This is a genomic window from Corallococcus sicarius (assembly GCF_003611735.1).
Taxonomy (GTDB): domain Bacteria; phylum Myxococcota; class Myxococcia; order Myxococcales; family Myxococcaceae; genus Corallococcus; species Corallococcus sicarius.
In genome coordinates, this window is sequence record NZ_RAWG01000013.1 from 1 (window position 1) to 25781 (window position 25781).

Annotated in this window: 20 protein-coding genes; 13 read left to right on the forward strand and 7 right to left on the reverse strand. The window is 71.7% G+C overall.

Features of this window, described 5'->3' with window-relative positions; all coding sequences use genetic code 11:
* Positions 1-33: 33 nt before the first annotated feature.
* From D7X12_RS45350 to D7X12_RS03250, 5 genes are all read left to right on the forward strand, one after another.
* The gene (locus D7X12_RS45350; RefSeq protein ID WP_369333651.1) at positions 34-231 is read left to right on the forward strand and encodes a hypothetical protein; all 198 of its coding nucleotides are present in this window, start codon (positions 34-36) and stop codon (positions 229-231) included.
* Between the two features lie 156 nt (positions 232-387).
* On the forward strand, positions 388-6729 hold the full coding sequence (locus D7X12_RS03235) for a methyltransferase domain-containing protein (RefSeq protein WP_120623794.1): 6342 nt from the start codon (positions 388-390) through the stop codon (positions 6727-6729).
* Between the two features lie 24 nt (positions 6730-6753).
* Positions 6754-7605, forward strand: a complete 852-nt coding sequence (gene dapF / locus D7X12_RS03240) for a diaminopimelate epimerase (RefSeq protein WP_120623795.1) — start codon at positions 6754-6756, stop codon at positions 7603-7605.
* A 34-nt stretch (positions 7606-7639) separates the two neighbouring features.
* Complete coding sequence (locus tag D7X12_RS03245; RefSeq protein WP_120623796.1) at positions 7640-9490, forward strand: GGDEF domain-containing response regulator; 1851 nt, start codon at positions 7640-7642, stop codon at positions 9488-9490.
* 18 nt (positions 9491-9508) lie between these two features.
* Complete coding sequence (locus tag D7X12_RS03250) at positions 9509-11008, forward strand: DUF4388 domain-containing protein (RefSeq protein WP_120623797.1); 1500 nt, start codon at positions 9509-9511, stop codon at positions 11006-11008.
* A 16-nt stretch (positions 11009-11024) separates the two neighbouring features.
* Here D7X12_RS03250 and D7X12_RS03255 read toward each other — a convergent pair whose 3' ends face one another.
* Positions 11025-12413 (reverse strand): cytochrome P450, encoded by a 1389-nt coding sequence (locus D7X12_RS03255; RefSeq protein WP_120623798.1) that lies wholly within the window; start codon positions 12411-12413, stop codon positions 11025-11027.
* A 132-nt stretch (positions 12414-12545) separates the two neighbouring features.
* Here D7X12_RS03255 and D7X12_RS03260 point away from each other — a divergent pair, with 132 nt between their 5' ends.
* A complete protein-coding gene (locus tag D7X12_RS03260; RefSeq protein WP_120623799.1) occupies positions 12546-13583 on the forward strand; it encodes an AraC family transcriptional regulator in 1038 nt (345 codons plus the stop codon).
* 102 nt (positions 13584-13685) lie between these two features.
* Positions 13686-14285 carry an RNA methyltransferase gene (locus D7X12_RS03265; RefSeq protein WP_120623800.1) on the forward strand — a complete coding sequence of 200 codons (600 nt, stop codon included), beginning with the start codon at positions 13686-13688 and terminating at the stop codon, positions 14283-14285.
* 31 nt (positions 14286-14316) lie between these two features.
* Here D7X12_RS03265 and D7X12_RS03270 read toward each other — a convergent pair whose 3' ends face one another.
* Positions 14317-14661: a hypothetical protein gene (locus D7X12_RS03270; RefSeq protein WP_120610905.1), complete on the reverse strand. Its 345-nt coding sequence runs from the start codon at positions 14659-14661 to the stop codon at positions 14317-14319.
* 40 nt (positions 14662-14701) lie between these two features.
* Between D7X12_RS03270 and D7X12_RS03275 the strand changes: the two genes are divergently transcribed.
* Positions 14702-16030, forward strand: coding sequence for a tetratricopeptide repeat protein (locus D7X12_RS03275; protein ID WP_120623801.1), 1329 nt, complete (start codon positions 14702-14704; stop codon positions 16028-16030).
* Here D7X12_RS03275 and D7X12_RS03280 read toward each other — a convergent pair.
* Together D7X12_RS03280 and D7X12_RS03285 are read right to left on the reverse strand one after the other, a co-directional pair.
* Positions 16008-17330 carry a M16 family metallopeptidase gene (locus D7X12_RS03280; protein WP_120623802.1) on the reverse strand — a complete coding sequence of 441 codons (1323 nt, stop codon included), beginning with the start codon at positions 17328-17330 and terminating at the stop codon, positions 16008-16010. The genes D7X12_RS03275 and D7X12_RS03280 overlap by 23 nt on opposite strands.
* Positions 17327-18868, reverse strand: a complete 1542-nt coding sequence (locus D7X12_RS03285; RefSeq protein WP_120623803.1) for a sensor histidine kinase — start codon at positions 18866-18868, stop codon at positions 17327-17329. Before D7X12_RS03285 ends, D7X12_RS03280 begins: the two co-directional genes overlap by 4 nt.
* Positions 18869-19006: 138 nt before the next feature.
* On the opposite strand from D7X12_RS03285, the gene D7X12_RS03290 reads away from it, so the two are divergent.
* Both D7X12_RS03290 and D7X12_RS03295 read left to right on the forward strand, forming a co-directional pair.
* Positions 19007-19927 carry a DUF2381 family protein gene (locus tag D7X12_RS03290; RefSeq protein WP_120623804.1) on the forward strand — a complete coding sequence of 307 codons (921 nt, stop codon included), beginning with the start codon at positions 19007-19009 and terminating at the stop codon, positions 19925-19927.
* Between the two features lie 11 nt (positions 19928-19938).
* Positions 19939-20430, forward strand: coding sequence for a serine/threonine protein kinase (locus tag D7X12_RS03295; RefSeq protein ID WP_120623805.1), 492 nt, complete (start codon positions 19939-19941; stop codon positions 20428-20430).
* A 65-nt stretch (positions 20431-20495) separates the two neighbouring features.
* Here the strand turns inward: D7X12_RS03295 and D7X12_RS03300 are convergent, their stop codons facing one another.
* Entirely contained in the window at positions 20496-21563 is a 1068-nt protein-coding gene (locus D7X12_RS03300) for a coiled-coil domain-containing protein (RefSeq protein WP_120623806.1), read from the reverse strand.
* Between the two features lie 179 nt (positions 21564-21742).
* Here D7X12_RS03300 and D7X12_RS03305 point away from each other — a divergent pair, with 179 nt between their 5' ends.
* Both D7X12_RS03305 and D7X12_RS03310 read left to right on the forward strand, forming a co-directional pair.
* Positions 21743-22591 carry a 2-oxo acid dehydrogenase subunit E2 gene (locus tag D7X12_RS03305; protein ID WP_120623807.1) on the forward strand — a complete coding sequence of 283 codons (849 nt, stop codon included), beginning with the start codon at positions 21743-21745 and terminating at the stop codon, positions 22589-22591.
* Positions 22592-22625: 34 nt separating this feature from the next.
* Positions 22626-23030 (forward strand): nuclear transport factor 2 family protein, encoded by a 405-nt coding sequence (locus D7X12_RS03310; protein ID WP_120623808.1) that lies wholly within the window; start codon positions 22626-22628, stop codon positions 23028-23030.
* Positions 23031-23036: 6 nt separating this feature from the next.
* Here the strand turns inward: D7X12_RS03310 and D7X12_RS03315 are convergent, their stop codons facing one another.
* Both D7X12_RS03315 and D7X12_RS03320 read right to left on the reverse strand, forming a co-directional pair.
* Positions 23037-24014, reverse strand: coding sequence for a zinc metalloprotease HtpX (locus D7X12_RS03315; protein ID WP_120623809.1), 978 nt, complete (start codon positions 24012-24014; stop codon positions 23037-23039).
* A 125-nt stretch (positions 24015-24139) separates the two neighbouring features.
* Positions 24140-24559: a hypothetical protein gene (locus D7X12_RS03320; protein ID WP_120623810.1), complete on the reverse strand. Its 420-nt coding sequence runs from the start codon at positions 24557-24559 to the stop codon at positions 24140-24142.
* Between the two features lie 152 nt (positions 24560-24711).
* On the opposite strand from D7X12_RS03320, the gene fni reads away from it, so the two are divergent.
* A complete protein-coding gene (gene fni, locus D7X12_RS03325; RefSeq protein WP_120623811.1) occupies positions 24712-25770 on the forward strand; it encodes a type 2 isopentenyl-diphosphate Delta-isomerase in 1059 nt (352 codons plus the stop codon).
* Positions 25771-25781: the final 11 nt, after the last annotated feature.

The following is a 25781-nucleotide window of genomic DNA, read 5'->3' on the forward strand; positions in this document are numbered from 1 at the left end:
ATCCCCGAGGACGACCCGCGCAACCCCGGCGTCATCGCCGACAACGTGGGCGACAACGTGGGTGACGTGGCCGGCAGGGCGCGGCCCTTCATCACGACGAGCTCGCCGTTCTCCGTGACGAGGGTGAAGGTGCGGGAGTTGAGCTGGCCCAGGAGGAAGACGACGCCGCCGCCCAGGCCGAGGATGACGAGGAAGACGAGCAGGCGGGTGAAGGTGCGACGCGCCCGGTAGCCGAAACCCTGGGGTGAATTCGTGGTCATGTCGCCTGCCCTCCGGTCGGACGGGCACTTCGCCCGTACTTGTAAGAGCCCTGAAATTGGGACCTCTCTTCCCCAGACGCTACAATTCCCGCCCCCCGGGAACACATTGCAATCTACCTTTCGTCGGATGGGGCCCAGCGAGCTGCTGCCCCGCTACATCTTCGCGGAGAGCCTGTTCGCGCGCCGTCGCGTGCTCGAGGTCGATGCCGTGGCCTCCACGGGGGGCGAGAGCGCGCGCTTTCTCGTGGAGCGGGGGGCGCGCACGGTGGTGGCGTGCGACGCGGACGTGGCGGCGGTGGAGGCGGCGCAGAAGGCCCATGCGCACCCGCAGCTGAGGTTCCGCGCCAACATCTACGACGACCTGGAGCCGGCGAGCTTCGACCTGGTGATGGTGACGGACCTGGCGCCGTACGTGCGCGCGCCGGAGCTGCTGGCGGAGCTGGCGCGGCTGGTGGCGCGGCAGGGCTTCCTGGTGGGCGGCCTGCGCAACCTCGCGGGCCTCGCGCTGCCGCAGTTGATGGACCCGGACGAGGACGTGCCGCCCATGTACGGGCAGCTGCTCGACGCGCTGTCGGCGCACTTCCCGCATGTGGAGGTGGCCACGCAGTCGCCGGTGCTGGGCTACCAGCTCGCGTTCGAGCGCGGGGACGGGTTGCAGGTGGACGGCTCGCTCGTGCGGCACAGCGAGGCAGCGTACTTCGTGGTGATGGCGGGGATGGATCCGGCGCGGGTGGTGGACCCCACATGGGTGCAGCTGCCGCCGGAGCCGCTGGCCTTCACGCGCGGGAAGCTGGATGAGGTCGCCGCCCGGGCGAAGACGTGGGAGGAGCGGGCGGGACGGCTGAAGGACGCGGTGTCCAAGCTGCGCGCGGAGGTGGGCGACCGGGAGGCGGAGGTCGTCGCGCTGAAGCCAGCGCTCGAGGGGGCGCGGCAGGACATCGCGCGGCTGACGGCACAGCTGGAGCAGGCGCGGGGCACGGTGGAGTCCGCGCGCGAGCGGGACGACCTGAGCAGCCGGCTGCGGCGGCGTGAACTGGAGTTGCAGGTCGCGACGGAGCGCATCGCGGACGCGGACCGGCGGCTGACGGCGCAGCGGTTGGAGGTGGAGGCCGCGCAGCGCGCGCAGGCGGACGCCGGGGTGCAGGCGCTGGCGGCGCAGGAGGCGCTGCGGCTGGAGCGGGCGCGGCGCGACGAGACGGCGACGTCGTTGGAGGAGTCTCGCGAGCGGCTGACGCAGGCCTACACCGAGCTGCGCACGCTCCAGGACGAGCTGGGGACGCTGCGCATCGACCGGGAGCGGGACCGGCTGGCGGCGGAGCGCGCGCTGGATGGGGCCGAGGACCGGCGCCGGCAGGCCGAGGCGGCGCGCGAGCGGGAGCTGCGGATCGCGGAGCAGTACTCGGGTGCCCTGGCGGCGGTGGAGCACCTGAAGGCGGAGCTGGCCCGGGCGCAGGACACGGCGCGCTCCGCGGGCGACGCGGTGCCGGTGAAGGAAGCGGAGCTGGCGCGCGCGCGCCGGGAACTCGCCGAGGCCCAGCAGCGGATGCACTCCGCCGAAGGGGCGCGCAAGGATGCGGAAGCGCGGCTCACGGAGCGCGAGGCCGGACTGCGGGGGCTGGAGACGGAGCTGGCCGCGGGGCGCGAGTCGGAAGCCCGGTTGCGGCAGGAACTGGAAGGACGGATCCAGGGCGAGGCGGCGGCCCGGGCGCTGGCGGCGCGGTTGGAGGAGGCGCTCCATTCCGCGGGGCAGCGGCTGGAGGTGCTGGAGGCGGAGCAGAAGCGGGTCGAGTCCGCGCAGCAGGCGGCGGGGCAGCGCCTGGCCGCGGCGGAGACAGAGCGCGTCCGGGTGGAGGCCGCGCTCGTGCAGGCCATCGACGCGGAGCGGGGTCAGGCGCAGGCCCGGTTGGAGGAGGCGCTGGCGGAGGCCCGTGCCGAGGCCAACGAGCGGGTGACGAACGCGCTGGCCGCGGCGCACTCCGACGCGGATTCACGGCAGGAGCGCGCGCTGGCGGAGGCGCGCGAGCAGGAGGAGGCGCGGCTCGCGCAGGCACTGGCGGACGCGGAGGCCGAGCGGACGCAATCCGTTGAGCGGATCCGCGCGGAGGAAGAAGCGCGGCTCGCGCAGGCACTGGCGGACGCGGAGGCCGAGCGGACGCAAGCCGTTGCGCGGATCCGGGCGGAGGAAGAAGCGCGGCTCGCGCGTGCCCTTGAGGATGCGGAGGCCGAGCGTCAGCGGGTGCTTGCTGAGGCGGAAGCGCGGCATGCGCTGGCGTTGGCGGAAGCCGAGGCGCAGCGCACGCGGGTTCGTAGCGAGACCGAGGCCGAACGGGATGAAGCGCTCGCGCGGGCACTGGCTGACGCGGAGGCTCGGCGGGCGCAGGCGCTCATGGAGGCTCGCGCGGAAGCCGACGCGGAAGTGGCCCGTGTCCGCGTGGAGACGGAGGCGTTGCTGGCCTCGCGGCTCGAGGACGCTGAATCGCGTGCGGCCCGTGCTCTTGAGGAAACGGAGGCTCGTGCAGCGCAGGCCCGTGCGGAGGCGGAGGCCCGTGCGGCCCAGTCGCTTGCGGACGTGGAGGCTCGTGCGGCTCAGGCCCTTGTGGATGCGGAGGCTCGTGCAGCGCAGGCCCGTGCGGAGGTGGAGGCGCGTGCGGCCCAGGAACTCGCGGACGCTCGTGCGGTGGCGGAGGCCCAGCGGGTCCGTGAGCTTGAGGACGCGGCGGCACTGGCGGCCCGTGCTCTCGTGGAGGCCGAAGTCCGTGCGGCTCAGGCTCTTGCGGACGTGCGCGCGGAGGCGGAGGCCCGGGTGGCCCAGGTCCTCGCGGATGCTCGGGCCGAGTCGAGTGGCCAGACGGAGCAGGTGCTCGCGAGCGTTCGTGCCGAGGCCGCGGCACGGCTTGCCCAGGGGCTCCAGGACGCTCGTGACGAAGCGGATGCGCGTCTTGCGCAGGCCCATGAGGAAGCGGAGACCCTTCGACAGTCCCTCTCCGAAGCCCGCGATGCGCTGGCCCGTGAGGTGTGGGAACACGGTGCCCGGCTCGCGGAGTCGAACCAGGCCCATGAAGAGGCCGTGCGTCAGAACGCACAGCTGGAGGCCTCCCTCCAGTCCCTGCGCCAGGAACTGACCGACGCGGAAGCCCTGACGACGCTCGTCCAGGACGACCTGACGCGGGAGCAGCAGGCGCGGGCCGCTGCCCAGGCCGGGCTCCAGGCCACGCAGGCGAAGCTGGACGCCGTCGAACAGTCGCTCGCCACCGAACTCGAAGCCCTCGCGGCGGAGCGCGGCCAGCGGCAGGCGGTGGAGACGGCGCTGGGCTCCGCGCAGGAAGAGCTGCGTTCAGCTCAGGAGGCCCTGGCGCGGATCCAGGAGTCGCTGCTCTCCGAACAGGAGCGCGGCGCACGGTGGGAAGCGGCGCTGGCCGACACGCAGGCCCAGTTGATCTCGGAGCGTGAGCAGCAGGCCCGCGCGCAGGCGGCCCTCGCGAACGTGCAGGAGTCGCTGGACGCCGAGCGTGCCCTGCGCACCCGGCTGGAGGGTTCGGCGTCCTCGTGGACCGAGGCGCAGAGCGCGCTGGAGGCGGACCGGCTCCGGTTGGATACCGCGCTGGGCGTCGCTCGCACGGTCCTGGAGGAGGAGCGCTCGCAACGCGTCCGCCTGGAAGAGTCGCTCGCGCGGCTCAAGGAAGACTCCGCGGCGGCGCTCGATGAAGAGCGGTCGCTGCGGACGAAGGCAGGGGAGGCGCTCGCCTCGGCCCAGGCCGCGCTCGACGAAGAGCGCGACCTGCGCGCCCGTGCCGAAACCACGCTCACCTCGACGAGCGACGCCCGGGCCCTGCTCGAAGCGGAGCTGACGACGGACCGCGCAGCGAGGCTGTCCACCGAGGCCGCGTTCGAGCACACGCGTCAGACCTTGATGGAGGTCCAGACCGCCTTCACCGAAGCGCAGCGCGCGAATGAAGCCGCGTCGCTGACGCACGCTGCGGCACTGGCGACCGCTGAGGAAGAAGCGCGGGTGCGCGCCCTGGAGGTGGTGGAACTCCGCGCCACGTTGACGGAAGCGAAGCAGGCGCAGGAGTCGCAGGACCTGGCGCTTCGGGAGCTGCGCGCGGAACTCACCGAGGCGCGAAGGTCCGAAGTGGAGGCCCTGTCCTCGTTGGACGAGGCCCGCACGCAGGCGGCACAGGAGCGCGTCGCTGCCCAGGCCCGTGACGAAGCCCTTCGCGCGAGCCTGGATCAACAGCAGGCACAGCTCGCTTCCGAAACCGCGCGTCGCGCCGAACTGGAAGCGACGCTCACGGACGCCGAGTCCCGTTACACGGCCGAGGCCGCACGCCTCTCCGTGATGCAGCAGGCCCTCGCGGACGCCGAAGCCCGACGTGCCTCCGAAATCGCGCGGCTGGCCTCACTGGAACAGGCGCTCGCGGAGGCCGAAGCCCGACAGGCCGCGGAGTCCCTGCGCCGCGCCGAACTGGAAGCGTCGTTGCAGGAGGCCGAAGGCCGCCGTGCCTCCGAGACCGCGCGCCTCGCCGCGTTGGAGCAATCGCTCGCGGAGGCCGAGGCCCGCCAGTCCGCCGAGACCGCGCGCCACGCCGAACTCGAAGCGTCGTTGAAGGACGCCGAAGCCCGGATGGCCTCCGAAGCCGCGCGCCTCTCCACGTTGGAGCAGGCGCTGTCGGCGGCGGAGAAGCGCTACGCCTCCGAGACCGCGCGCCGCGCCGAACTGGAAGCCTCGTTGACGGAGGTGGAGTTCCGACTCGCCGCCGAGACCGCGAACCTGGAGGCGCTGGAGGGCTCGCTCGCGCAGGCGGAGGCCCGGCTCGCGGAGGGCACCGGTTCCCTGGACGCCGCGCGCGAGGCCGAGGCACGGGCCGCACGTCTCACGGAGATCCTGGCCGCGCGCGAGCAGGAGTTGCGCGAGGCCGGTGCGCTGCGGGTCTCCATGGAAGCGCAGCGGGAGGGCGCGCTCTCCCGTGCCGAAGGTCAGCAGCAGGAGCTGGAAGAGATCCGCGAACAGCTCGCGCTGAAGGAGCAGGAGCTGACGACCCTCCGCGCGGACACGGTCCGACTGGGCGCCGCGCACCAGGAGATGATGCGCCTGGGCTCCGAGCTGCAACGCGCGCACGCCGCGCTGCATGAGCGGGGACAGCAGGTCGGCCGGCTGGAGGCGGAGCTGGTGGACGCCAGCGACCGGCTCGCCGCCACGCGCGAACATGCGGAGCTCCTCGTGGTGCAGTTGGAGACCGCGCGGCGCTTCGCGGGCAAGGCCACGAACCTGGAGTCCTCGCTCGAAGCCCTGCGCTCCGAACTGGACACCGCACGCGCCGACGCAGCCCGACTCACCGAGTCCGCCCGAGCCGAGAACGAGCGCGCAGCCGCACTGGAGCAGCAGCTCGCGCAATCCGCCGCCGAGCGCGAAGCCTCGCTCGCCGAGGTCACGGCCCAGGCCCGCGCGGCGCAGGAAGCCCTGGAGTCGCGGCTCGCGGAAACCCTCGCGCTCGCGAGCACCGAGAAGGCGGAGCTGGAGGTCCGCCTCGCGGAGGTCACCGCGCAGGCCGATACAGAGAAGGCGGAGCTCGAAGTCCGGCTCGCCGAGGCCCTCGCGAACGCCGGCACGGACAAGGCGGAGCTGGAAGTGCGCCTCTCCGAAATCACGGCGCAGGCCGACACGGAGAAGGCCGCCATCGAGGCCCGCCTCGAAGAGGTCACCACCCGCGCGGACAGGGAGCGGGCCGACCTGGAAGCCCGGCTCGCGGACCTCGCCGCACAGGCGGAGGCCGGAAGGTCCGCGAACGACGTCCGGCTCGCCGAAGCCCTGGCGCGCGCCGCGACGGAGCAGGCCGACCTGGAAGCCCGCCTGTCGCAGTCCACCGAACAGGCTCGCGAAGCCCTCGCGGCGCTGGAGGCCCGGCTCGCCGCCTCGCTCGCGGAGGCCCGGACCCAACAGGCCGCGCTGGAGTCCCGCGTGGCCTCCCTGTCCCAGACCGCCGCCGACGCCGAGGCCCACGCGCGCCGCGCGGACTCCGAACGCGAACGCCTCCAGTCCGACCTGACCGTCGCCCGCGCCGCCCGCGTCCGGTTGGAGGGCCGCGCCACCACGCTGGAGACCGCGGCCGCGGACGCCGCCCGCCTGCTGGACGCCGAGCGTGCCGAACGCGACCAGCTCGCCGCGCGCATCCGCGACCAGCAGGCCCGGCTCGAAACGCTGCAGACGGAGCGCGAGACGCTGGTCCAGGCCCTGGAGGAGGCGAAGGCGTCCACCGCCCAGCCCCCCGAGGACGTGCTGGAGATGGCCGCCGAGATGGAGGTCCTCCAGGCGCACGTCGAGACCATGCAGGACCAGCTCGCCGCCCAGGAGGCGGAGCTGGCCGAACTGCGCCGCGCCAGCACCCCCGCCGCCCCCAGCGCCTCGCGCCGGGTCATGCCCGCCCTGGACGTTCCGCCCCCGTCCAAGAAGGTCGGCGAGCGCGAATAAAAGGGGCCGTCTAGACTTATCCCCGTGGACGCAAGCGAGCGCATCTTCAAGTACCACGGTCTGGGCAACGACTTCGTCGTCCTGGACCGTCGCGGCACGGGCGTGGACATCGACGCGGAGCAGTCGCGCTGGCTGTGTGACAGGCGCCGGGGCATCGGTGGCGACGGGGTGCTGGCCCTCCTGCCTTCAACCCGCGGTGTCGCGCGCATGGTCGTCCACAACTCCGACGGCAGCGTCGCGGAGATGTGCGGCAACGGCCTGCGCTGTGCGGTGAAGTACCTGGTGGATCACTCCAGCGACCACCCCGCGACCATCGACGTGGAGACGGGCGCGGGCGTGCTCTCCTGCAAGCCCGGCTACGGCGACGGCGGTGTGGTGGGCGTGGACATCTCCATGGGCGCGGCGCGGCTGGTGGCGGCGAACCTGCCTTCGGGGACGACGGGGCAGCCCTTCGTGGATGCGCCAGTGCCCGGCCACGCGGACCTGCACGGCACCGCCGTCAACATGGGCAACCCGCACCTGGTCCTCCTGGACCAGCCCCTGGAGGCCGCCGAGCGCCTGGGCCCCGTCCTGGAGCGCCACCCGGCCTTCCCGGACCGCACCAACGTGGAATTCGTGCGCGTGGATGAGGACGGCCTCACCGTCGTCGTCTGGGAGCGGGGCTGTGGCCTCACCCAGGCGTGCGGCACGGGCGCGTGCGCCTCCGCGGTGGCGGCGGTGCTGGGCAAGCGGTTGCCAGCGAATGCCTGGCTGCGCGTCACGCTGCCGGGCGGCGACCTGCGCATCCGCGTTCCGGACGACCTGTCCGACATCCGACTCCGCGGTCCGGTGGCCTTCGTCTTCGAAGGCGTTGTAGCCCTTCCAAGGGCCCGATAACCTTCGGGATTCCTCCCTCCTTCCCCCGAGTGCCGTGGCTGGTTCCATCCTCGTCGTCGACGACGACCTGTTCTTCCGACAGCTCGCCATCGATCTGCTGTCGCGCCGTGGTCACCGGGTGGTGGCCGCGGAGAACGCCACTCGCGCCCTGGAAGAGGTGGCCCGGGCGACGTTCGACCTGGTCCTCACCGACGTGGTGATGCCCGGCGTGGACGGCTTCGCCCTCACGGCCCGCCTGCGCGAGCGGGACCCGGAGCAGGAGGTCATCCTCGTCAGCCAGCGCACCGACGTGCAGGGCTCGGAGGTCGCGCTGCGCCTGGGCGTGGCGGACTGCCTCACCAAGCCCATTGAAGAGGCGGACCTGCTGCTCGCGGTGGACCGCGCCATGGAGCGCGCCCAGCTGCGCCACGAGCGCTCACGGCTCCAGGACGAGAACCTGGAGTTCGCCCGCTTCCACAACCTCCAGCAGCGCTGCCTGGAGCTGTTGTCCCATCCCGATTTGGAGTGGCTCCAGGAGCGCGTCATCTCCGACCTGGGCGCGGTGTGCGACGCGCAGAGCGCCGCGCTGTGGGTGGTGGACGACCGGGGAGACCTGGGGCTGCGCTCGTACCGGGGCCTGCTCGACAAGCAGTTCCTGCCGGAGAAGATGAGCCCGGAGGGGCCGCTGTCGCTCCGCCTGCGTGAAGCCCTGCCGTGGCTCGCGCGCGACGAGCGCTCCACGGTGCTCTACGTGCCGCTGGTGGCTGCGGGCGAGGTGATGGGGCTCGCGCAGTTGTCGGATCCGCTCACCGGCGACTTCCGCTCGGAGCACACGCGCGACGCGAAGGTGCTGGCGGACTTCGCCGCGGTGGGCGTGAAGAACGGCCGCAAGCTGCTCGCGCTCCAGCGCCTGGGCCTGCGCGACCGCGACACCGCCGCGTACAACCTCAGCTACTTCACCGACTACGCCTCCAAGGAGATCTACAAGGCGCGGCGGTACGGGCGCACGTTCTCGCTGCTCACCTTCAGCATCGACAACCTGCCGCTCGTGCGCGTGCGGCTGGGCGCGTCCGAGGCGAAGAAGGCGGTGCGCGGCATCATCAAGGCGCTCAGCAAGATCATCCGCGACTCGGACGTCATCGCGAAGGCGAGCGACCAGGAGTTCTACCTCCTGTTGCCGGAGACGGACTTCTTCGGCGCGATGATGTTCGTGCGCCGCGCCGTGGCGGCGGTGCGTGACGAGCCGGAGGTGCAGGACGTGGAGCAGCGCCTGCCCCTGGCGCTCGTGGGCGGCGCCAGCACCTTCCCCAAGGACGGGGAGGACTTCGACGAGCTGGTACACCGCTGCCGCCGCCGCATGGACGAGCGCCGCGCGTCGCTCCAGCGCCGGCTGATGCTGGACGGGCTGCCGTTCTGGGACGAGGTGGACCTGCTGCTGGGCACGCCCAACAGCCCGCGCCTGCCCACGGACGACCGGGCCGAACCCAGCCGCCGGGGCAAGGTGGCGGACGTGCTCTTCGACGAGCTCCAGGTGGAGATCGCCCGGGAGCTGGTGCGCGACCCGGGCTCGCGCGGGCTGCTCTACGTGGGCGGGCCGGAGATCCGCGCGGACCTGCCGCTGGCCATTGGCCTGGAGCAGGCGCCGCCGGACCTGTCCTCGCGCATCTACCTGCTGGGCCGGCGCGTGGACCTGGAGTCGCACGCGGCGCTCACGCCGGTGTTCCTGGAAGGGGACGAACGGGTGGCGCGGCACGAGTTCATCCTCTGGCTGTCGGAGAGCGCGTCGTACGCGCTCATCCAGCGGCGCGGGCGTGGCGCGACGTGGGGGTTCCACACCTCGGACACCGCGGTGGTGGACGGGCTCATCTCCAAGCTGCAGGCCGAATACGACCTGCAGCCCTACTGACGAAGCGGAAGTGCGACCGTGGCCCAGGTGCGGAAGATCCTCATCGCCGACCCCGACCTCGACTCGGTGCGCGCCCTGTCGCGTGCCCTGCGCACGAAGGGCTACCAGGTGCACTACGCACCGGACGGCTCGCGCGCGCTGGAGGTCGCGGTGCTGCGGCACCCGGACCTGACCCTCTTCGACGAGGCGTGCCGGCTGCTGGACGCGCGCACCTTCGTGCAGATCCTGCGCACCAACCCGCGCACCGAGGACATCCCGGTGGTCCTCACCACGTCCAGCCTGGACACGGACCGGGCGCGGGGCCCCCGGGACGGCATGCTGCGCAAGCCCTTCAACCTGGATGAGGTGCTCAGCCGCATCGAGCACATCTTCCGGCGCAACGAAGCGGCCAAGGACCTCAAGAGCGAGCAGCAGGAGATTGAAGGGTCGCTCAGCCAGCTCAGCATCCCGGACCTGATGCAGATCCTCGGGATGAACAAGCGCAACGGCAAGCTGTCGCTGGAGCGCGGTGCCGAGCGCGGGGAGATCATCGTCTCCGACGGCCGCACGGTGAATGCGCGGTTGGGGCGGGTGGAAGGGGAGAAGGCGCTGTTCCGGCTGCTGTCATGGACGGAGGGCAACTTCACGTTCACGCCCGGCACCAACGCGGCGCGCCCGCGCATCAACCGCGCCATGGACGACGCGCTGCTGGAAGGCATGCGTCAGTCGGATGAAGTGAATCGGCTGCTCCCCGGCCTGCCGCCGCGCCACACGCGGCTGATGCTGGCGCCGGAGGTGGACCTGTCCGAAGCGCAGCACCCGGTGACGGCGCAGGTGATGGAATTGCTGCGCCAGCCGCGCGCCCTGGGCGAGGTGCTGGACCTGGCGCCCGCCACGGACATGGAGGTGCTGGGCGTGCTGTCCACGCTGCTCCAGAAGGGCATGGCGCGCCCGACGGAGAGCGAAGGCCAGAACCTGGGCGCGGGCGACCTGATTGGCGCGGCGGAGGTGCACGCGCTGCGCGGCCGCCTGTTGCGCACGCGGGCCACCACGAAGGTGGCCACCGCGAAGGTGTTCGTGTGCGGCAGCGGTTCCTCCGCGGCGCGGCGTGTGCTGGCGCGGGTGCCGGGGCTGGAGGCGCTGTCGGCGGATCCCACCGCGGTGAAGAGCGGCTTCGGCACGCTGGGGCGTCTGGAGTTGAGCGACGTGCTGAACGTGGACTTCTGCGTGCTGCCGCCCGCGGAGGCCGCGCGTCCGTTGTGGCGCCCGTTCAGCGCGGGCGCCATCGGCGCGCTGTTGATGGACTCGTCCGAGCCGGCGGTGAAGCTGGCGCACTACCTGGCCTGGGAGGTGCGCATCCCCATCGTGGTGGTGGGCACGGAGATCCCCGCGCCGTTGCAGGGCGCCCCGGCGGGCGTGAGCGCCCCGGGCGAGGACCTCACGGACGCCCTGCGCGCCATGCTCATCCAGGCGCTCAACCCCTCGCCCACGCTGCCCGGGGTGTCGCAGGTGCAGCGCGCATCCGTGACGCCCTCCTGAACCCGGCCGTCACTTCTCAGGAACGGGCCGCGGGGCTCCGACGCTCCAGGTACATGGGCAGTCCGCCCTTGGGCCTCAGTGACAGGTGCGACTCGGGTTGCAGTGAGAACCCGGGCGCTTCGCGCAGTTGGTAGCGCTGGGCGACCGTGGCCAGCACGAGCTGCGACTCCATCATCGCGAAGCCGTTGCCGATGCACTGGCGTGGCCCGCCGCTGAAGGGGAAGTACGCGAAGCGGTGGCGCTTCGCCGCGGCCTCGGGGGCGAAGCGCTCTGGACGGAAGGCGTCCGGCTCCTCCCAGAAGTCCGGGTGGCGGTGGGTGACGTAGGGGCTCACGTCCACCGCGCTGCCCTTCGGGATCCGGAAGCCGCCGATGACGTCGTCCTCCTGCACCGTGCGGCTGAAGATGACGCCCGGGGGATACAGCCGCATCGCCTCCTCCACGACCTGCCGCGTGTAGACGAGCTTCGGCACGTCCTCCGCCGTGGGCACGCGCCCGCCCAGCACCGTGTCCACCTCCGCGTGCAGCCGGGCCTCGGCCTCCGGATGCTTCGCCAGCAGCCCCCACGTCCAGCCCAGCGCGGTGGCCGTCGTCTCATGGCCCGCGAGCAGCATCGTCAGCACCTCGTCCCCGAGCTGCGTGTCCGTCATGCCCGTGCCCGTGTCCTCGTCGCGCGCGGCCATCAACATGGAGAGCAGGTCGCCGGTGTCCTCCTCGCGCTGGCGCCGCTGGGTGATGATGTCCTGCACCGTCGCTCGCAGCGTGGTGCGCGCGGCGCGGAAGGCCCGGTCTTCGCGCGTGGGCAGGATGGGGGGCAGCAGGCGCATCGAACGGAACCGCACGGCAATCTGCCGGCTGAGTTCGTTGAAGGCTTCGCCGACCTGCGCGGCCTTGTCGTCCACGGAGGTGCCGAAGAGCGCGTCGCCCACGATGCTCAGCGACAGCCGCATCATCTCCCCGGTGACGACCACGGGCGTCCCCTGCGCCGCGGCCGTGTCCCATCGCTCGAGCATCTCCCCGGTGGTCTGGACCATCCGCGTGGCCATGCCGGCGATGCGCTGCCGGTGGAACGCGGGCTGGGCCAGCCGCCGCTGCCGCAGCCAGAAGTCCCCCCGGCTCGTCAGCAGCCCGTTGCCGGCGAACCAGCTGGCCATCCGGTACGACAGGTGGTCCTTCGTGTAGTTCTTCACGTGGTCCTGCAGCACGTGGCGCACGCCGTCCGGGTGGGCGATGAGGTGCGACTTCACCGGGCCCAGGCGGTAGCTCGACACGTCCCCGTACTCGCGCACGGTGGCGTCCAGGAAGCCCAGCAGGTCGCGCTGCACCTGGGGCAGCACGCCCATCAACAGGTGGCCCCGGGGGCCAGGGGCAAGGCGGGTAACGGGGGCCGCGGTGGCGGTGGTCATCGGGTGACTCCTCCTGGCGGGAGATATCCCGCGCCCGAAGCCCTGGCGCATTTGCCCCGGGCGCCAACGCGTTGTCCGCTGGCGCCACCGCGCGTTGCGGCGGCCGGGCGTGCTGGGCCATGCTGCCCCGCGATGCGTCCCCAGACGCTCCATTCCTACCTCTTCCGCCCGCTGTTCCATGTCGGTGAGTCACTGGGAATCCCTCGCGCCCGCCTGGTGGAAACCGTGGGCGTGGACGAGGAACAGCTCGCGCGGCCGGACGTGCGGGTGCCGTACACCGCGCTGCAACGGCTGTGGACCTTGCTGGTGGAGGTGGGCGGCATGGAGCCGCTGGCCCTGCGGCTCGCGCAGGCGATGGAGCCCGCGCACGTGGGGCTCGTGGGCTACGTGGTCGTCAACAGCCCCGACCTGGGCACGTCCCTCCAGCGTTACTGCCGCATCAACGGGCTGTTGGATCCGCGCACGCAGTGGCGCGTCCTCCAGACGGCGGGCGGGATGCGCGTGGAGCTGCACCTGGATCCGCTGGACGCCTGGGCCTCGAAGCTCCGGCACCCCGCGGAGGGGCTGCTGGTCTCGCTGGTGTCCAGCGCCCGCATGCTCAGCGGCGAGGACTGGCCGCTCAAGCGCGTCTGCTTCGCGCACCCTCGCCACGCGGCCTCCGGCGCCGTGGAGGACTTCCTGGGCATCGCCGCCGAATACGACGCGAGCGCGTACTTCGTGGAAGGGGACGCCGCAGGCGCGAGGCTCCCCATCCGCCACGCGGACATCGAGCTGGGCAACCTGCTCCACGCCCGCGCGGAGGCGGAGCTCGCGGTGCTGCTGACGCAGGAGGCCCGCTCCTGGCGCGAGCGCGTGGAGGAGGTGCTCGCGGCCCAGCCCCGCACGGGGGACCTGGTGCCCGCGGACGTCGCGTCGCGGCTCGCGGTGAGTGAGCGCACGCTCCAGCGTCGGCTGCGCGAAGAGGGCGTCACGTTCGCGGGCCTGGAGGACGCCGTGCGCCGCGACCGCGCGTTCCAGTTCCTGCGCGACGGGCTGCTGCCTCACTTCGAGATCGCCTTCCTCCTGGGCTTCAGCGACCCCAGCGCCTTCGCCCGCGCCTTCCGCCGGTGGAGCGGCACGACGCCGGGCCACTGGCAGCAGGCCCAGGGCGCGAAGGACGGCGCCGTCTAGGAACGCGCCCCCCAGCGGGCAGGCATTGGAATCCGTGCCCGGCGCGGAATGTTTTCACCCTGGGCGCGGCACCCATTCGCGTCCCAGGAGAGGGGAGCACGGATGATCAAGACGCTGCGGGACGCGGAGGAGCTGGTGCGCACGCGCCACGTCATCACGGAGGTGCCCACGCACGGGCCCACGTCCCTCGTCGAACAGGTGATGGGCGGCCGGCCCACCGGGAGCTGGCGCGAACACGCGAAGGGGCGGCTCGCGTACCGGCTGGGCCGCCAGCTGCGCGCGTCACCGGACGTGCTCGCGGTGCGGCTGGTGGAGGGCAAGGTGGCCTTCGTGGACCCCACGCTGTGGGCGTCCGTGTACCGCGTCGCCATGGAGCCCGCGCGCCGCCGTCCTTCCCTCCAGGGGCTGTCCACCGAGGCCCGCTCGCTGCTCTCCACCGTGGAGCGCGACAAGCGCGTCCTCTTGGACAAGGAGGGCCCGTGGACCAAGGCGCGCGAAGCCCTGGAGGAGCGGCTGCTGGTCCACTTCTCCGAGGCGCAGCAGGAGGACGGGCGCCACGTCGCGGTGCTGCGCTCGTGGCGGGACTGGGCCTCTGCGGAGCTGAAGGTGGACGCGTCCCGGCTGTCCTACGAGGACGCGCAGGCGCGGCTGCGAGCGGCGTGTGACGGGGCACCCACGGGGCTCGGGCCCTGGGTGTTCTGAATTCCAAGCCGGAGCCGGGAGCCGCCTGACGTCAGGCGGCTTCCTCGCGGACCTCCAGCGCGTCACGGACCCCTGGGAGGCGGACGAGCAGCTCGTACTCCGCGGGCTGGATCATGGACACGCGGCGTCCCGCCACGCGCTCCATCCAGATTTCAATGCGGTGCTCCCCGGCCGGATTGACGTGGCGGGAGATGCGGGCACGGCGGCCCTCGTTCTGACAGGCGAGGATGTCCTGCTGGAGGCTGCGCAGACGGCGGAACACCTTCAGCGCCATCCGACCCTCGGGGGTGTCGAACGTGTGGAAGTGCCGGTTCCGCGACAGCGGTCGGCCGGGGTCATGAAGCCTCTCGACGAGGCGGCGCACGAAGGGGTCCATCGACGGGGAAGGATAACATCCGGTACCCTGTGCCTCATCGATGCCTCAGCGATTTTTGACCCGTTCCTGGACGCTCGTCCTGCTCCTGCCGCTCGCCTGCAAGGACCCGGAGACGGCAGCCGCCCAGACGCAAGCCACCCAGGTCCAGACCTCTCTTTCTGAAGGCCGTGAGGCCTTGACGAAGGGCAACTACGGCCGCGCCATCGCCGCGCTCCAGAAGGCGTCCAACGCCGCGCCGGAGAGCGTGGAGCCGCTGCTGCTCCTGGCGGAGGCCCACCGGTTGGGCGGCAATCCCGGCGCGTCCATCCTCACGCTCAAGCAGGCCGAAGGGTTGCTGCCGGGCAGCGACCCCGTCATCCAGAAGCAGCTCTCGGAGCTGTACCTGCGCGAAGGGCAGGGCGACCAGGCCATCTCCACGCTCGTGGCGCTGCGCAACGAGGGCAAGCTGTCCCACGCGGACATCCTCGCCCTGGCGCGCCTCCAGGCCCGGCAGGGGTTGGCCGAGGACGCCTTCACCACGCTGGAGCGCATCCTCCGGGAGAACCCGGACGACGCCGCGACGAAGACGGTGGAGGCCGAAATCCTCCTCATGAAGGGCGATGAGCTGCTCGCGGCCAACCTGATGGACCGCGTGCTCCAGGGCTCGCCGGAGTTCACCGCCGCGCGTCTCCTGCGGGCGCGCTACTTCCTGATGAGCGGCTTCTCCGACCTCGCGGAGGCGGACCTCCAGTCCGTGCCGGCGGTGGACGCGGGGACGACGGAGGTCGTGGCCATGAAGGCCCGCGTGCTGATGGCGCTCGGACGCCCCACGGAGGCCGAGAGCGCCCTCAAGGCCCTGCTCCAGGACGACGAGGACAACGCGGAGGCGCTCGCGTGGCTGGCGGACATCGTCCGGGCCCAGGGCCGCGCGTCGGAGGCGCAGCAGCTGGTGGACCGCGCGCTGCACCTGCAACCCCGGCTCGCCCGAGGCCTGTACGTGCGCGGCCGGGTGCTGGAGGACCAGGACGACGCGCGCGCCGCCGAGGACAGCTACCGCTTCGCCCTCAAGGCGGAGCCCGGCTTCAGCCCCGCGCTCTCACGCATGTGGCGGCTGCACCTGAAGGCGGGGCGCAAGCCGGAGGCGCAGGCGACGCTGGAGCGCCTGATGGGGCTGGGCGAGGCGGCGGTGGAGGACAAGGCCGCGCTCGCGAACCTCTACGCGCAGTTCGAGACGCAGCTGCCGCGCGGCAAGAAGCTGATTGAAGAGGCCCTGCAGCGCGAGCCGCAGAACCCCGAATACCTCCGCATCCAGAAGGCCCTCGACAAGGCCACGCCGAAGAAGAAGAAGGCCCCGACGGGCCCCCTCATCATCCGTGGCGGCCGGCGCTGACGGCGGACGGGGCGGAAGAGGGCAGCCCGGCTTCCGCCACCACCTTCTCCAGCGCCTTGAGCCCCTTCTTCTGGCCCACCGCGACGACGAGCAGGTTCTCGCGGGTGAAGTAGCGCCGGGCCGCGTCGCGCACCTGCGCGGCCGTCTGGCGGTCCACCAGGTCCGCGCGGTGGCTGAACGTCTCCGGCGTGCGGAACAGCTCCGTGCCGCCAAACCACCCGGCCAGCTCGCCCGGTGAGTCCTGGGAGAACTCCAGCAGCATGCGGTGGCGGCGCTTGGCGCGGTTCAGCTCCTCCGCGCCCACCTCTTCGTCGCACAGCGCGGCGAGCACCCGCAGCGACTCGGCCACCACCTGCGATGCCTTCTCCGGCGCGCTGGCGGCTTCAATCTCGAACAGGCCGGTGTCGTGGTACGTGTCCAGCCCCGCGTGGACGGAGTACGCAAGGCCGCGCTTCTCCACGATTTCAAACGGCAGCCGCGACGACAGGCCGTCGTCCAGCAGGCGCCGCAGAATCTGGAGCGCGGGGTAGTCCTCGTGCTGCTCCGGCACGGCGCGGAAGGTGAGCTTGAACTCCGTCTGCGACTCGTCGTGCAGGACGAAGTGGAAGTGCGGCCCGGGCCCGATGACAGGCGGCGGCGCTTCCGACGAGGCCACGCCGCGCGGCAGGTGGGCGAAGGCGCGCTCCGCCAGCGCCAGCACTTCGGAGTGACGCACGCGGCCCGCGGCGGTGACGACCATGTTGCCGGCGACGTAGTGCCGCGCGAAGTGCTCGCGCACCTGCTCGTGGGTGAGGGCCTGCACGGACTCGCGGGTGCCGGCGATCTTCAGGGCCAGCGGATGTTCGGGGAAGAGGATGCGCTTGGACAGGTTGTCCAGGTCGATGTCGCGCCCCTTGTCGTCCACCTCATCCAGCATCTCCTCCAGGATGATCTGCCGCTCCACCTCCATGTCGGTGAGGCGGGGGCGGGTGAGCATGTCGCCAATGACGTCCATGCCCACGCGCAGGTGCGAGGGGTGCAGCGGCGTGTAGTAGTAGCCGTGGTCGCGGGTGGTGGCGCCGTTGAGGTTGCCGCCCACCTCTTCCACGGCGGCGTTCATCTTCACCGTGTCCGGCCAGCCGTCGCTGCCCCGGAAGAAGAGGTGCTCGAGGAAGTGGCTGACGCCGTTGTTGGCCACCGTCTCGTGGCGGCTGCCGGTCCGCACGTACACGGCCAGCAGTGCGGTGTGCAGGTGGGGCGTCTCGACGGTGACGACGCGGAGCCCGGAGGGCAGCACGTCCCGGAACGGTTTAAAGCTCATGCGCAGGGAAGCCTTAACACGAAGGTCGTCCCCTGGCCGGGAATACTCTGGCAGGAGAGCGAGCCCCCGTGGGCCTGGAGGATTTGCTGGCTGACCGCGAGCCCCAGGCCCGTGCCGCCCTCCTTCGTGGTGAAGAACGGCTCGAAGAGGTGGCGGCGGGCCTCCTCCGTCATGCCGTTGCCGGTGTCGCGCACGGTGACCTCCACGTCGCCCTCGCGGGGCGCCGTGGCCACGGTGAGCCGGCCGCCTGAGGGCATGGCTTCGCGGCTGTTGCGCAGCAGGTTGAGGAACACCTGGCGCAGCTGGCCTTGATCCGCGAGCACCCGGGGCGTGCCGGGGGCGAAGTCGCGCACCACCTCCACGCCCGCGCGCACCAGCTCCTCGCGCGTGAAGTCGAGCACGCCGTCGAGCACCGCGGTGATGTCCTCGGGCTCCAGGTCCGGCCGGGCGGGGCGGGCCATGCGCAGGTACTGCTCGGTGACGTCGGTGAGGCGGTCCACCTCGTGGGTGACGGCTGAGAGCAGCTCGCGGGCCTCGGTGGCGGTGTCGCTGGAGTCGAACCGAGCGGTGGCCACCGCGTCCTGGAGCAGCTCTACGTTGAGGCCGATGGAGGACAGCGGGTTTCGCACCTCGTGGACGATCTGCGCGGAGATGCGGCCCACGGCGGCCAGCTGTTCGGCGCGCATCAGCGCCTCGGCCTGGGACTTGAGCTGCGCTTCGCGGGCCTGGAGCGAGCGGGCCATCTGGTCGAACTCGCGCGCGAGCAGCGCGACCTCGTCCTCGCCGCGCACGCCCAGCTGGGCGGAGTAGTCACCCCGGCCGATGCGCGACACGCCCTCGATGAGGGTGCGCACCGGGCGCAGCGTGCGCGCGGACCACGCGGTGACGCCCACGCCCACGCCAATGGCCATGATGGACAGCGCGATGATGGTGAGGCCCGTGCGGCGCTCGCGCTCCTCGGCGCCGTCCACGCGCTCGCGGATGCGGTTGCCCAGCGTGGCGCGCAGCACGCGCAGCTCGCGGCCGATGATGGCCTCCAGCTGGCGCAGCTCCGTGGTGGCGCGCGTCACCTCCGCGCCTTCGGGGGACTCGGCCGCGAGCGCGGCGAAGACGGCCTCCACCGCGCGGCCGTAGGCCTGGGAGTTCTTCGCCAGCTCCCCGAAGCGCGAGTCCAGCTCCATCACGAAGGGCACCTCCCCCTCGGGCGCGAAGGTGAGCACCTCGCGGGCCTTGGCGCGGGCGGCCTCCAGGCGCTGGGCCATCTGGGGCGTGTAGTAGAGGCTCGCGAGCCGGATGAGCGCGCGGCGCGTGTCCACGCTGTTCTGCTCCAGCACGCGCTCGGTGTCCTTCTCCTGGCTCGTCTGGAAGGTCTCCAGCGCGGCGGCGTCCTGGGAGAGCTGGAGGTAGCCCTGGCTGACCAGGCGGATCTCCAGCCGGTTGCGGTGCAGCTCCGCCACGCTGAAGAGGGACACCGCCCCGAACGTCAGCAGCACCAGCGCGTAGCCCAGGAAGATGCGGGTGGCGAGCGAGAGCTTCATGCGGGAGGGGACAGGACATACGTCCTGGGGCCCGCGCATTACAGCGCATTCCCGGGCGGGCCGCCTGCTTCCGCCCCTCCCGGCCGGCCAGACTCTGTCGATGCCGCCGCCGGGAGATTGGGCTAGCCTCCAGGTCCTATGGTGACCTGCCTACCTGCCCGGTTTGCCCTGGCCCTGCTCCTGGTGACGGCAGTGGCACAGGCGCGGGAGCCTGCGGTCCGCACGGTGCTCCTGTCGGAGCATCCCGAGGACTTCACTCCGAGCGTCTACGTGAAGGGGGCCGTGTCCACCGTCCTGCGTTTCGAAGCCCCCGTGGACGCGGCGAAGACGCGCCTGCCGGCCTGGGAGGGCCGGTTCGAACCGCTGCTGGTCGGCGGGCGCAGGGTCGTCGTGGAGCCGCTCCGGGATTTGGGCGAGGACGAGGGCGTGCCCCTGCTCGTGACGCTTACGAACGGACAGGAGCTGCCGTTCCTCCTGAGGGCTCCCGGTCCGGGGAAGCGGGCCGCGCTGGATCAGCAGGTGAACGTGTTCGACGATCCGCAGCGCTACGAAGCCATGCATTCGACCCTGAGGGATTCGCTCAAACGGCAGCGTGAGCTGGCGGAGGAGAACGAGCGCCTGCGCCAGGAGGAGCGCTCTCCGGACCACGCGCTTGCCACGCTCCTGGCCAACGGCGACCTCAAGCACACGCCCTTCCAGTACGGTCAGAGATGGCGGCTCAAGCAGGAAGGGGCTGACATCCTGATCGAGATCCTGAAGAGCCATGTGGTGCCCAAGGTGGCGGTGCTGTTCACCGTGACCAATCTCGATGCGAAGACACCGTGGGGCTTGATGGAGGCCCGGATGGCCACGGTTTCGGGAGGCAAACCGCGCCCGTTCGCCTTGCGCGTGCAACGCGATGAGATCGCGCCGGGAAGCACAGGCCGCATCGCGGTCATCGCGGATGACACCGTCTTCCAGTCGCCCCAGGGCCTGGAGCAACTGGCGCTTGAGTTGTTCCGGTCCGACGGTCTATCGCAGGCCTATCTGGTCCTGGAATGGCGTCAGTTCAGGGAGTAGAGCGACCCGCTATGAGCGCACCGCGCACGTTGTCTTCTGTTGCCTTCGTGCTGGCCCTGGCACTGGGCTGCACCACGACCCAAGGCGGTGTAGGGCTGCGCCCGGATGGCACTCCGAGGCCCGAGGCCTGCCCCGAGGATGCGCTGCAAGCGATGCGGATCCTCCGCCTGCGTGTCGTCGACGGCGCGAACGTCGAACTCGACATCAACCAGGACGATGTCAGTCCCATCACGCTCTACGATGGCCCCGTCGAGAGCATGCTGATCTCCAGCCTGGGCCCGCTTGAGTCGCCCACCCGGCTCTATGGGCGGGTGTGGACGGAAGGCCCGCAGGTGGTTGTCCGGTACTACGCGGCGCATCCGCCGGACGGCGACCGGATTCCCATTTGCGCGGTGGCCCGGCTTTCGAAGGGGCAGCTCCGGAAACGACCCGATTCCCTGCCGGGAACGGCCATCCTCGAGTTCTCGAAGGCAGGGGTCGACATCGTGGAGTCATTCCGCTGAAACACGAAGGCCCCGCGTCCCGGTGAAGGGAGGCGGGGCCTCGGTGCTTCAATCAGGCACTTCGCTCAGGCGTTGGTCGGCGGGGCCTCGGACGGCTTCGCCTCGCCCTCGGTGGAGGACGGCGCGGCGGGCGTCTCGGTGGGCGCGGCTTCGGTCGGCGTGGCCGGGGCGGCGGCGCGGGCCTCCGCTTCGGCACGGGCACGGGCGGCGTCGTCGCTGCGCTGGTCGCTGGCGGCGACCTCGTCCGGCGTCAGCTCCGTGCGGTCGGCGAGGATGCCCGTCTTCTTCTCCAGGTCCTTGATGGCCCGGCGAAGCAGGTCGCGCTCCAGCAGCGTCCGGTTCAGGCGCTTCTCCAGGGCCTTGTACTTGTCCTTGCCCAGATCGGCCTCGGACTTCGTCACGGCCAGGATGCGGGCCTGGGTGTCGGCGCGGCCCTTGATGCGGCGCAGCTCCTTCTCCAGCTCCACGGCGCGCGCGCGGTCCTTGTTCGCCGCGGTCTCCAGCCGGTCCATCTTCTCGCGGTCCGCGTCGTTCAGCTCGCGGTAGCGGCGCACGGGCTCGGCCGGGGTCGCCGGCGGCACGGACACCGCCGCGCTCACCACGGGCTCGCTCGCGGGCGAGGCGATGAGCTCCGTCACCGCGGGGGCGGCAGTCGTGGCAGCGGCCGCGGGCGTCGCGGTCTGCACGGGCGCGGCAGGCGCCTCGCGACGGCGGTTGCCACCGCGCTGATCGGCCTCCGCGCGCAGCTTGGCGTTCTCCGTCAGGGCGTGCGACAGCTCCTCACGCGTCTGCGCGAGCTGGATGCTCGCGTTGCGCTCCACCTCGGCGCGGGCCTTCACCAGGTCCTGCGTGCCCTTGTCGCCTTCCTTCTGGTCGAAGAGCTTGCGCTTGGTCTGCTTCAGCTGCTCCTTCAGCTCCTGGAGCTGCGCGCGCTGCTCGTCCAGCTCCTTCTGCTTGCGCTGGACCTCCGATTCCGCCTTCGCGCGCGCCTTGGTCTCCGACTCCAACTCGCCCCGGGAGGAGGGCGAAGAGACGGAGGCATGGCCCACGCTGGCGCCGCCCTTGTCTCTGAAGAGCAGCAGGCCGAGCGTCACGGCGAACCCGACCGATACGAGGATGAGTGCAAACAGCAAGGGAACAACCTCCACAGAAGGATGCAAAAAGCGGGGCAGCCTACCGCCCGGACATGGCGCGTCAAGGCTTCACTGGTAGACAACCCGTGGGCCCGGCTGCTGCTCCGGCCGGGGCCTCGGAGCCCCGCCTGCCCTGAGGAGCCCCCTGGAGGGCAATCCTGCTATGGGAGCCCCAGGCCATGGCGCACCTGCAACTGAAGCCGAAGCGGGACGTGTCGAGCTTCCGCAAGCTCGCCATCGGGAGCTGGGCGAACGCGTACGACCCCACCGTCTACGGCACCCTGACGGTGCGCATGGACGCGGCGCTTGAGTACCTGGAGGCCTTCCACCAGCGCACCGGCGTGCGCCTGACGACGACGCACCTGGTCCTCAAGGCCCTCGGAGAAGGGCTGCGCCGCTGCCCGGACGCCAACGCGCTCCTGCGCTTCCAGCGCATCTACCTGCGCCAGAAGGTGACCCTGTGCGCGCTGGTCCCCGGCGCGGATCCGGACCGCACGGGCCTCACGCCCGTGCGCCTGGAGGACGTGGACACCCGGAGCGTGCGCGACCTCGCCGTGGAGATGGAGGCCCGGGTGGCGCGGGCGCGTGAAGGCCGCGACGACGCGCTGGAGAAGGGACGCGGGCTCCTACGGCGCATCCCGCACCTGCTGCTCCACCGATTCACCGCGTGGGCGTCGTTCCTGATGTACACGCTGAACCTCGATCCTTCGTGGCTGGGCCTGCCCAGAGACCCCTTCGGATCCGCCGTCGTCGTGGACGTGGGGACCCTGGGCCTGGACACGGCCTACCTGCCGCTCGCGCCCTTCACCCGCGTGCCCATCTTCCTCGCGCCCGGCGCGGTGCGGCAGACCGCGGTCGTGGAGGAGGGCAGGGTGGTGCCCGGCCGCGTGATGAGCGTCAACGCGTCCTTCGACCACCGCTTCATCGACGGCTACCACGCGGGCGTCATCGCCAACACGCTGCGCGAGATGCTGGAGCACCCGTTCGAATCGTTCGACCCGCTACCGGACGCCCCCCTGTCGGAGTAGGACCGCGCCCAACCCGAACGTCGCAGGAGTCCCCGTGTCCCAGTCCGAATCGCTGCTGGAGTTCACGAAGCGCTACTTCCAGGCCATCGAAGCCGGGGCGTCCAGCGAAGCGTTGGCGGAGTTCTTCCACCCGGAAATCAGCCAGCGCGAGTTCCCGAACCGCCTCACCCCGAAGGGCGCGTCGCGCGACCTCCAGTCGCTGCTGGCCGCGTCGGAGAAGGGCAAGAAGGTGGTGACCTCCCAGCGCTACGACGTGCGCTCCGTCCTCGAGGACGGCGACCGGCTGGCGCTGGAGGTGGAGTGGAGCGCGACGCTGGCGGTGCCCGTGGGCTCCCTGCCAGCGGGTGGGACGATGCGGGCGTCGTTGGGCGTGTTCCTCACGTTCCGCGACGGCCGCATCGTCACCCAGCACAACTACGACTGCTTCGAGCCGTTCTAGAGACGGTCAGTACGCGTACTCCCAACCGCCGCGCGCCCGCGACCTGCCGCCCATGCGCGCGCTCATCTCGCGCAGCCGGCGCACGCGCTCCGGAATGGGCGGGTGCGTGGAGAACAGCGCCATCACCCCGCCATGGTGCAGCGGGTTGACGATGAACAGGTGCGAGGTGGCGGGCGCCCGGTCATAGGGCATCGCCTCCGCGCCGCGCTCCATCTTCAAGAGGGCGCTCGCCAGCGCGTCCGGGTCTCCGCACAGCTCCGCGCCCGTGGCGTCCGCGCCGTACTCGCGCGAGCGGCTCACCGCCAGTTGCAGCAGCGTGGCCGCGATGGGCGCCACCAGCAGCAGGCCCAGGTTGGACATCGCCCCCGCGATGCCGCCGCCCTCCTCGTCGTCGCCGCGGCTGAGCATGCTGCCGCCGAACCAGAAGAGCATCTGCGCCGCGTAGCTGATGATGCCCGCGAGCGTCGCCGCCACCGTGCCGATGAGCGTGTCCCGGTTGCGCACGTGGCCAATCTCATGCGCCAGCACGCCCTCCAGCTCGCGCTCGTCCAGCAGCTCCAGGATGCCCGCCGTCACGGCGACGGCCGCGTGGCTCGGGTTGCGGCCCGTGGCGAACGCGTTGGGCTGTGGGGTGGGCAGCAGGTAGACCTTCGGCTTGGGCATGCCCGCGCGGGCGGACAGCCGCTCCACCATCGCGTGCAGCCACGGCGCCTGCTCATAGGGCAGGGGCTGGGCGCCGTGGATGGCCAGCGCGATGCGGTCGCTGAACCAGTACGAGCCGAAGTTCATGATGACCGCGAAGAAGCCCGCCATCGCGAGCCCCTGCGCGCCGCCCAGCCGCTGGCCGATGAGGAGCACCAGCGCCGTCAGCCCCGCCAGCAACACCGTCGTCTTCAACGCGTTGCCCAGCCGGTGCCACCCGCCGCCCTTCAGCGCCGGTGCGGTCGCTCCCCGGGATGTCCTGTGGTGGTCACGCTGCAACATGGTCCTCGTTCCGTGCCTTTCGCCCCGTCCGGGGCCACACGAAACGTAAGCAGGCGTGAGGGGCCGTCAACGAAAGCGGGTCCGGGCCGCCCCGGTGCTTGAGGGGCTTGCGCGGACGGTTTTCGTCAAAGGTAGAAACGATCCGTTACGCCCGCCGTACGCTGGAGGATGGCGCTCCAGCCGAGCCAGAGATCAATGCCACTGTCCCCGGCCTTCGGCTCGCCCCCCAGGGCGCCGAGCGAGCCCGTACACCCCGCCAGCGTGCCCAGCCCCGTCTCCCGCACGTGCTCCAGGAGCGCGCGGATTGTCGGCATGCGGCGCGACTCGAAGCGGTCGCAGATGTCCTCGCGGCCGGTGAAGTCCGGCTCGTCCAGGCGATCCATCAGGAAACGTTCCAGGGCCCACCAGAACAGGTACACCTCCGCGCGCCGCCCGGCCGCCACCGCCGCCGCGGCGATGGACAGGCCCTGGTGCACCCGGTCGTATTCGCCACTGTGCAGGAAGACGACGACCCTGTTGTCCGGCGCGCTCACGCACCGGCTCATACCGTCCAGAAGTCGCTTCGTCCATTCATGCCCGGAGCGCGACCGCTGGGGTCCTTTGTCTTGCACCTGGGCCCCGCCGCTTGCTAGGAAACCACGGTCCTTCAAGGACTTACACGCTTTTTGCAACGACAGAGCGGGCGGCTTTCAGGGACATGGGCGACGAGACGACAGCCAGGCGCAAGGATGCCCACCTCGACCTGTGCGCGACCGGCGACGTGGAGCCCGCGCAGAACTCCACCCTGCTGGAGCACGTGCACCTCATCCACTGCGCCATGCCGGAGCTGGCGGCGGACGAGGTGGACCTCACCACGCCCTTCCTGGGCAAGTCGCTGCGGGCGCCGCTGCTCGTCACCGGCATGACGGGCGGCACGGAGCGCGCGGGGGTCGTCAACCGCGACCTGGCGCTGCTCGCGGAGCGGCACGGCCTGGCCTTCGGTGTCGGCAGCCAGCGCGCGATGGCGGAGGACGCCGCGCGCACGGCGTCGTACGCGGTGCGCGACGTGGCGCCCACGGTGGCGCTCCTGGGCAACATCGGGCTGTACCAGGCCATTGGCCTGGGCGTGGACGGCGTGCGCCGGCTGTCGGACGCGATTGGCGCGGACGGCATGGCGCTGCACCTGAACGCCGGCCAGGAGCTCACGCAGCCCGAGGGCGACCGCGACTTCCGCGGCGGCTACCGCGTGGTGGAGGCGCTGGCGCGGGCCTTCGGCGAGCGGCTGCTGGTGAAGGAGACCGGGTGCGGCATCGGCCCGGACGTGGCGCGGCGGCTGGTGGAGCTGGGCGTGCGCAACCTGGATGTCTCCGGGCTGGGCGGCACGTCGTGGGTGCGCGTGGAGCAGCTTCGCGCCGTGGGGCCGCAGGCCCAGGTGGGCGCGGAGTTCAGCGGCTGGGGCATCCCCACCGCGGCGGCCATCGCCAGCGTGCGCGCGGCGGTGGCCCCCGAGGTCCGGCTCGTCGCCAGCGGCGGCATCCGGGGCGGGCTGGAGTGCGCGAAGGTGCTCGCGCTGGGCGCGGATCTGGCGGGCATGGCGCTGCCGTTGTTCCGGGCCCAACAGCAGGGGGGCCTCGCGGGTGCGGAAGAGGCACTGAAGGTCATCCTGACGGCCCTGCGCCAGGCGCTGGTGCTGACGGGAAGCCGGAGCGTCGCGGAGCTGCGGCGTCGGCCGCGCGTGGTGTCCGGAGCGTTGAAGGATTGGTTGGCGGCCCTGTGACGCAGGGTGAC

Coding starts and splice junctions, on each gene's coding strand:
- D7X12_RS03235 (WP_120623794.1), top strand. CDS start 388: ATGGGGCCCAGCGAGCTGCTGCCCCGCTACATCTTCGCGGAGAGCCTG.
- D7X12_RS03255 (WP_120623798.1), bottom strand. CDS start 12,413: ATGACCACCGCCACCGCGGCCCCCGTTACCCGCCTTGCCCCTGGCCCC.
- D7X12_RS03260 (WP_120623799.1), top strand. CDS start 12,546: ATGCGTCCCCAGACGCTCCATTCCTACCTCTTCCGCCCGCTGTTCCAT.
- D7X12_RS03265 (WP_120623800.1), top strand. CDS start 13,686: ATGATCAAGACGCTGCGGGACGCGGAGGAGCTGGTGCGCACGCGCCAC.
- D7X12_RS03270 (WP_120610905.1), bottom strand. CDS start 14,661: ATGGACCCCTTCGTGCGCCGCCTCGTCGAGAGGCTTCATGACCCCGGC.
- D7X12_RS03275 (WP_120623801.1), top strand. CDS start 14,702: ATGCCTCAGCGATTTTTGACCCGTTCCTGGACGCTCGTCCTGCTCCTG.
- D7X12_RS03280 (WP_120623802.1), bottom strand. CDS start 17,330: ATGAGCTTTAAACCGTTCCGGGACGTGCTGCCCTCCGGGCTCCGCGTC.
- D7X12_RS03285 (WP_120623803.1), bottom strand. CDS start 18,868: ATGAAGCTCTCGCTCGCCACCCGCATCTTCCTGGGCTACGCGCTGGTG.
- D7X12_RS03290 (WP_120623804.1), top strand. CDS start 19,007: ATGGTGACCTGCCTACCTGCCCGGTTTGCCCTGGCCCTGCTCCTGGTG.
- D7X12_RS03295 (WP_120623805.1), top strand. CDS start 19,939: ATGAGCGCACCGCGCACGTTGTCTTCTGTTGCCTTCGTGCTGGCCCTG.
- D7X12_RS03305 (WP_120623807.1), top strand. CDS start 21,743: ATGGCGCACCTGCAACTGAAGCCGAAGCGGGACGTGTCGAGCTTCCGC.
- D7X12_RS03315 (WP_120623809.1), bottom strand. CDS start 24,014: ATGTTGCAGCGTGACCACCACAGGACATCCCGGGGAGCGACCGCACCG.
- D7X12_RS03320 (WP_120623810.1), bottom strand. CDS start 24,559: ATGAGCCGGTGCGTGAGCGCGCCGGACAACAGGGTCGTCGTCTTCCTG.
- fni (WP_120623811.1), top strand. CDS start 24,712: ATGGGCGACGAGACGACAGCCAGGCGCAAGGATGCCCACCTCGACCTG.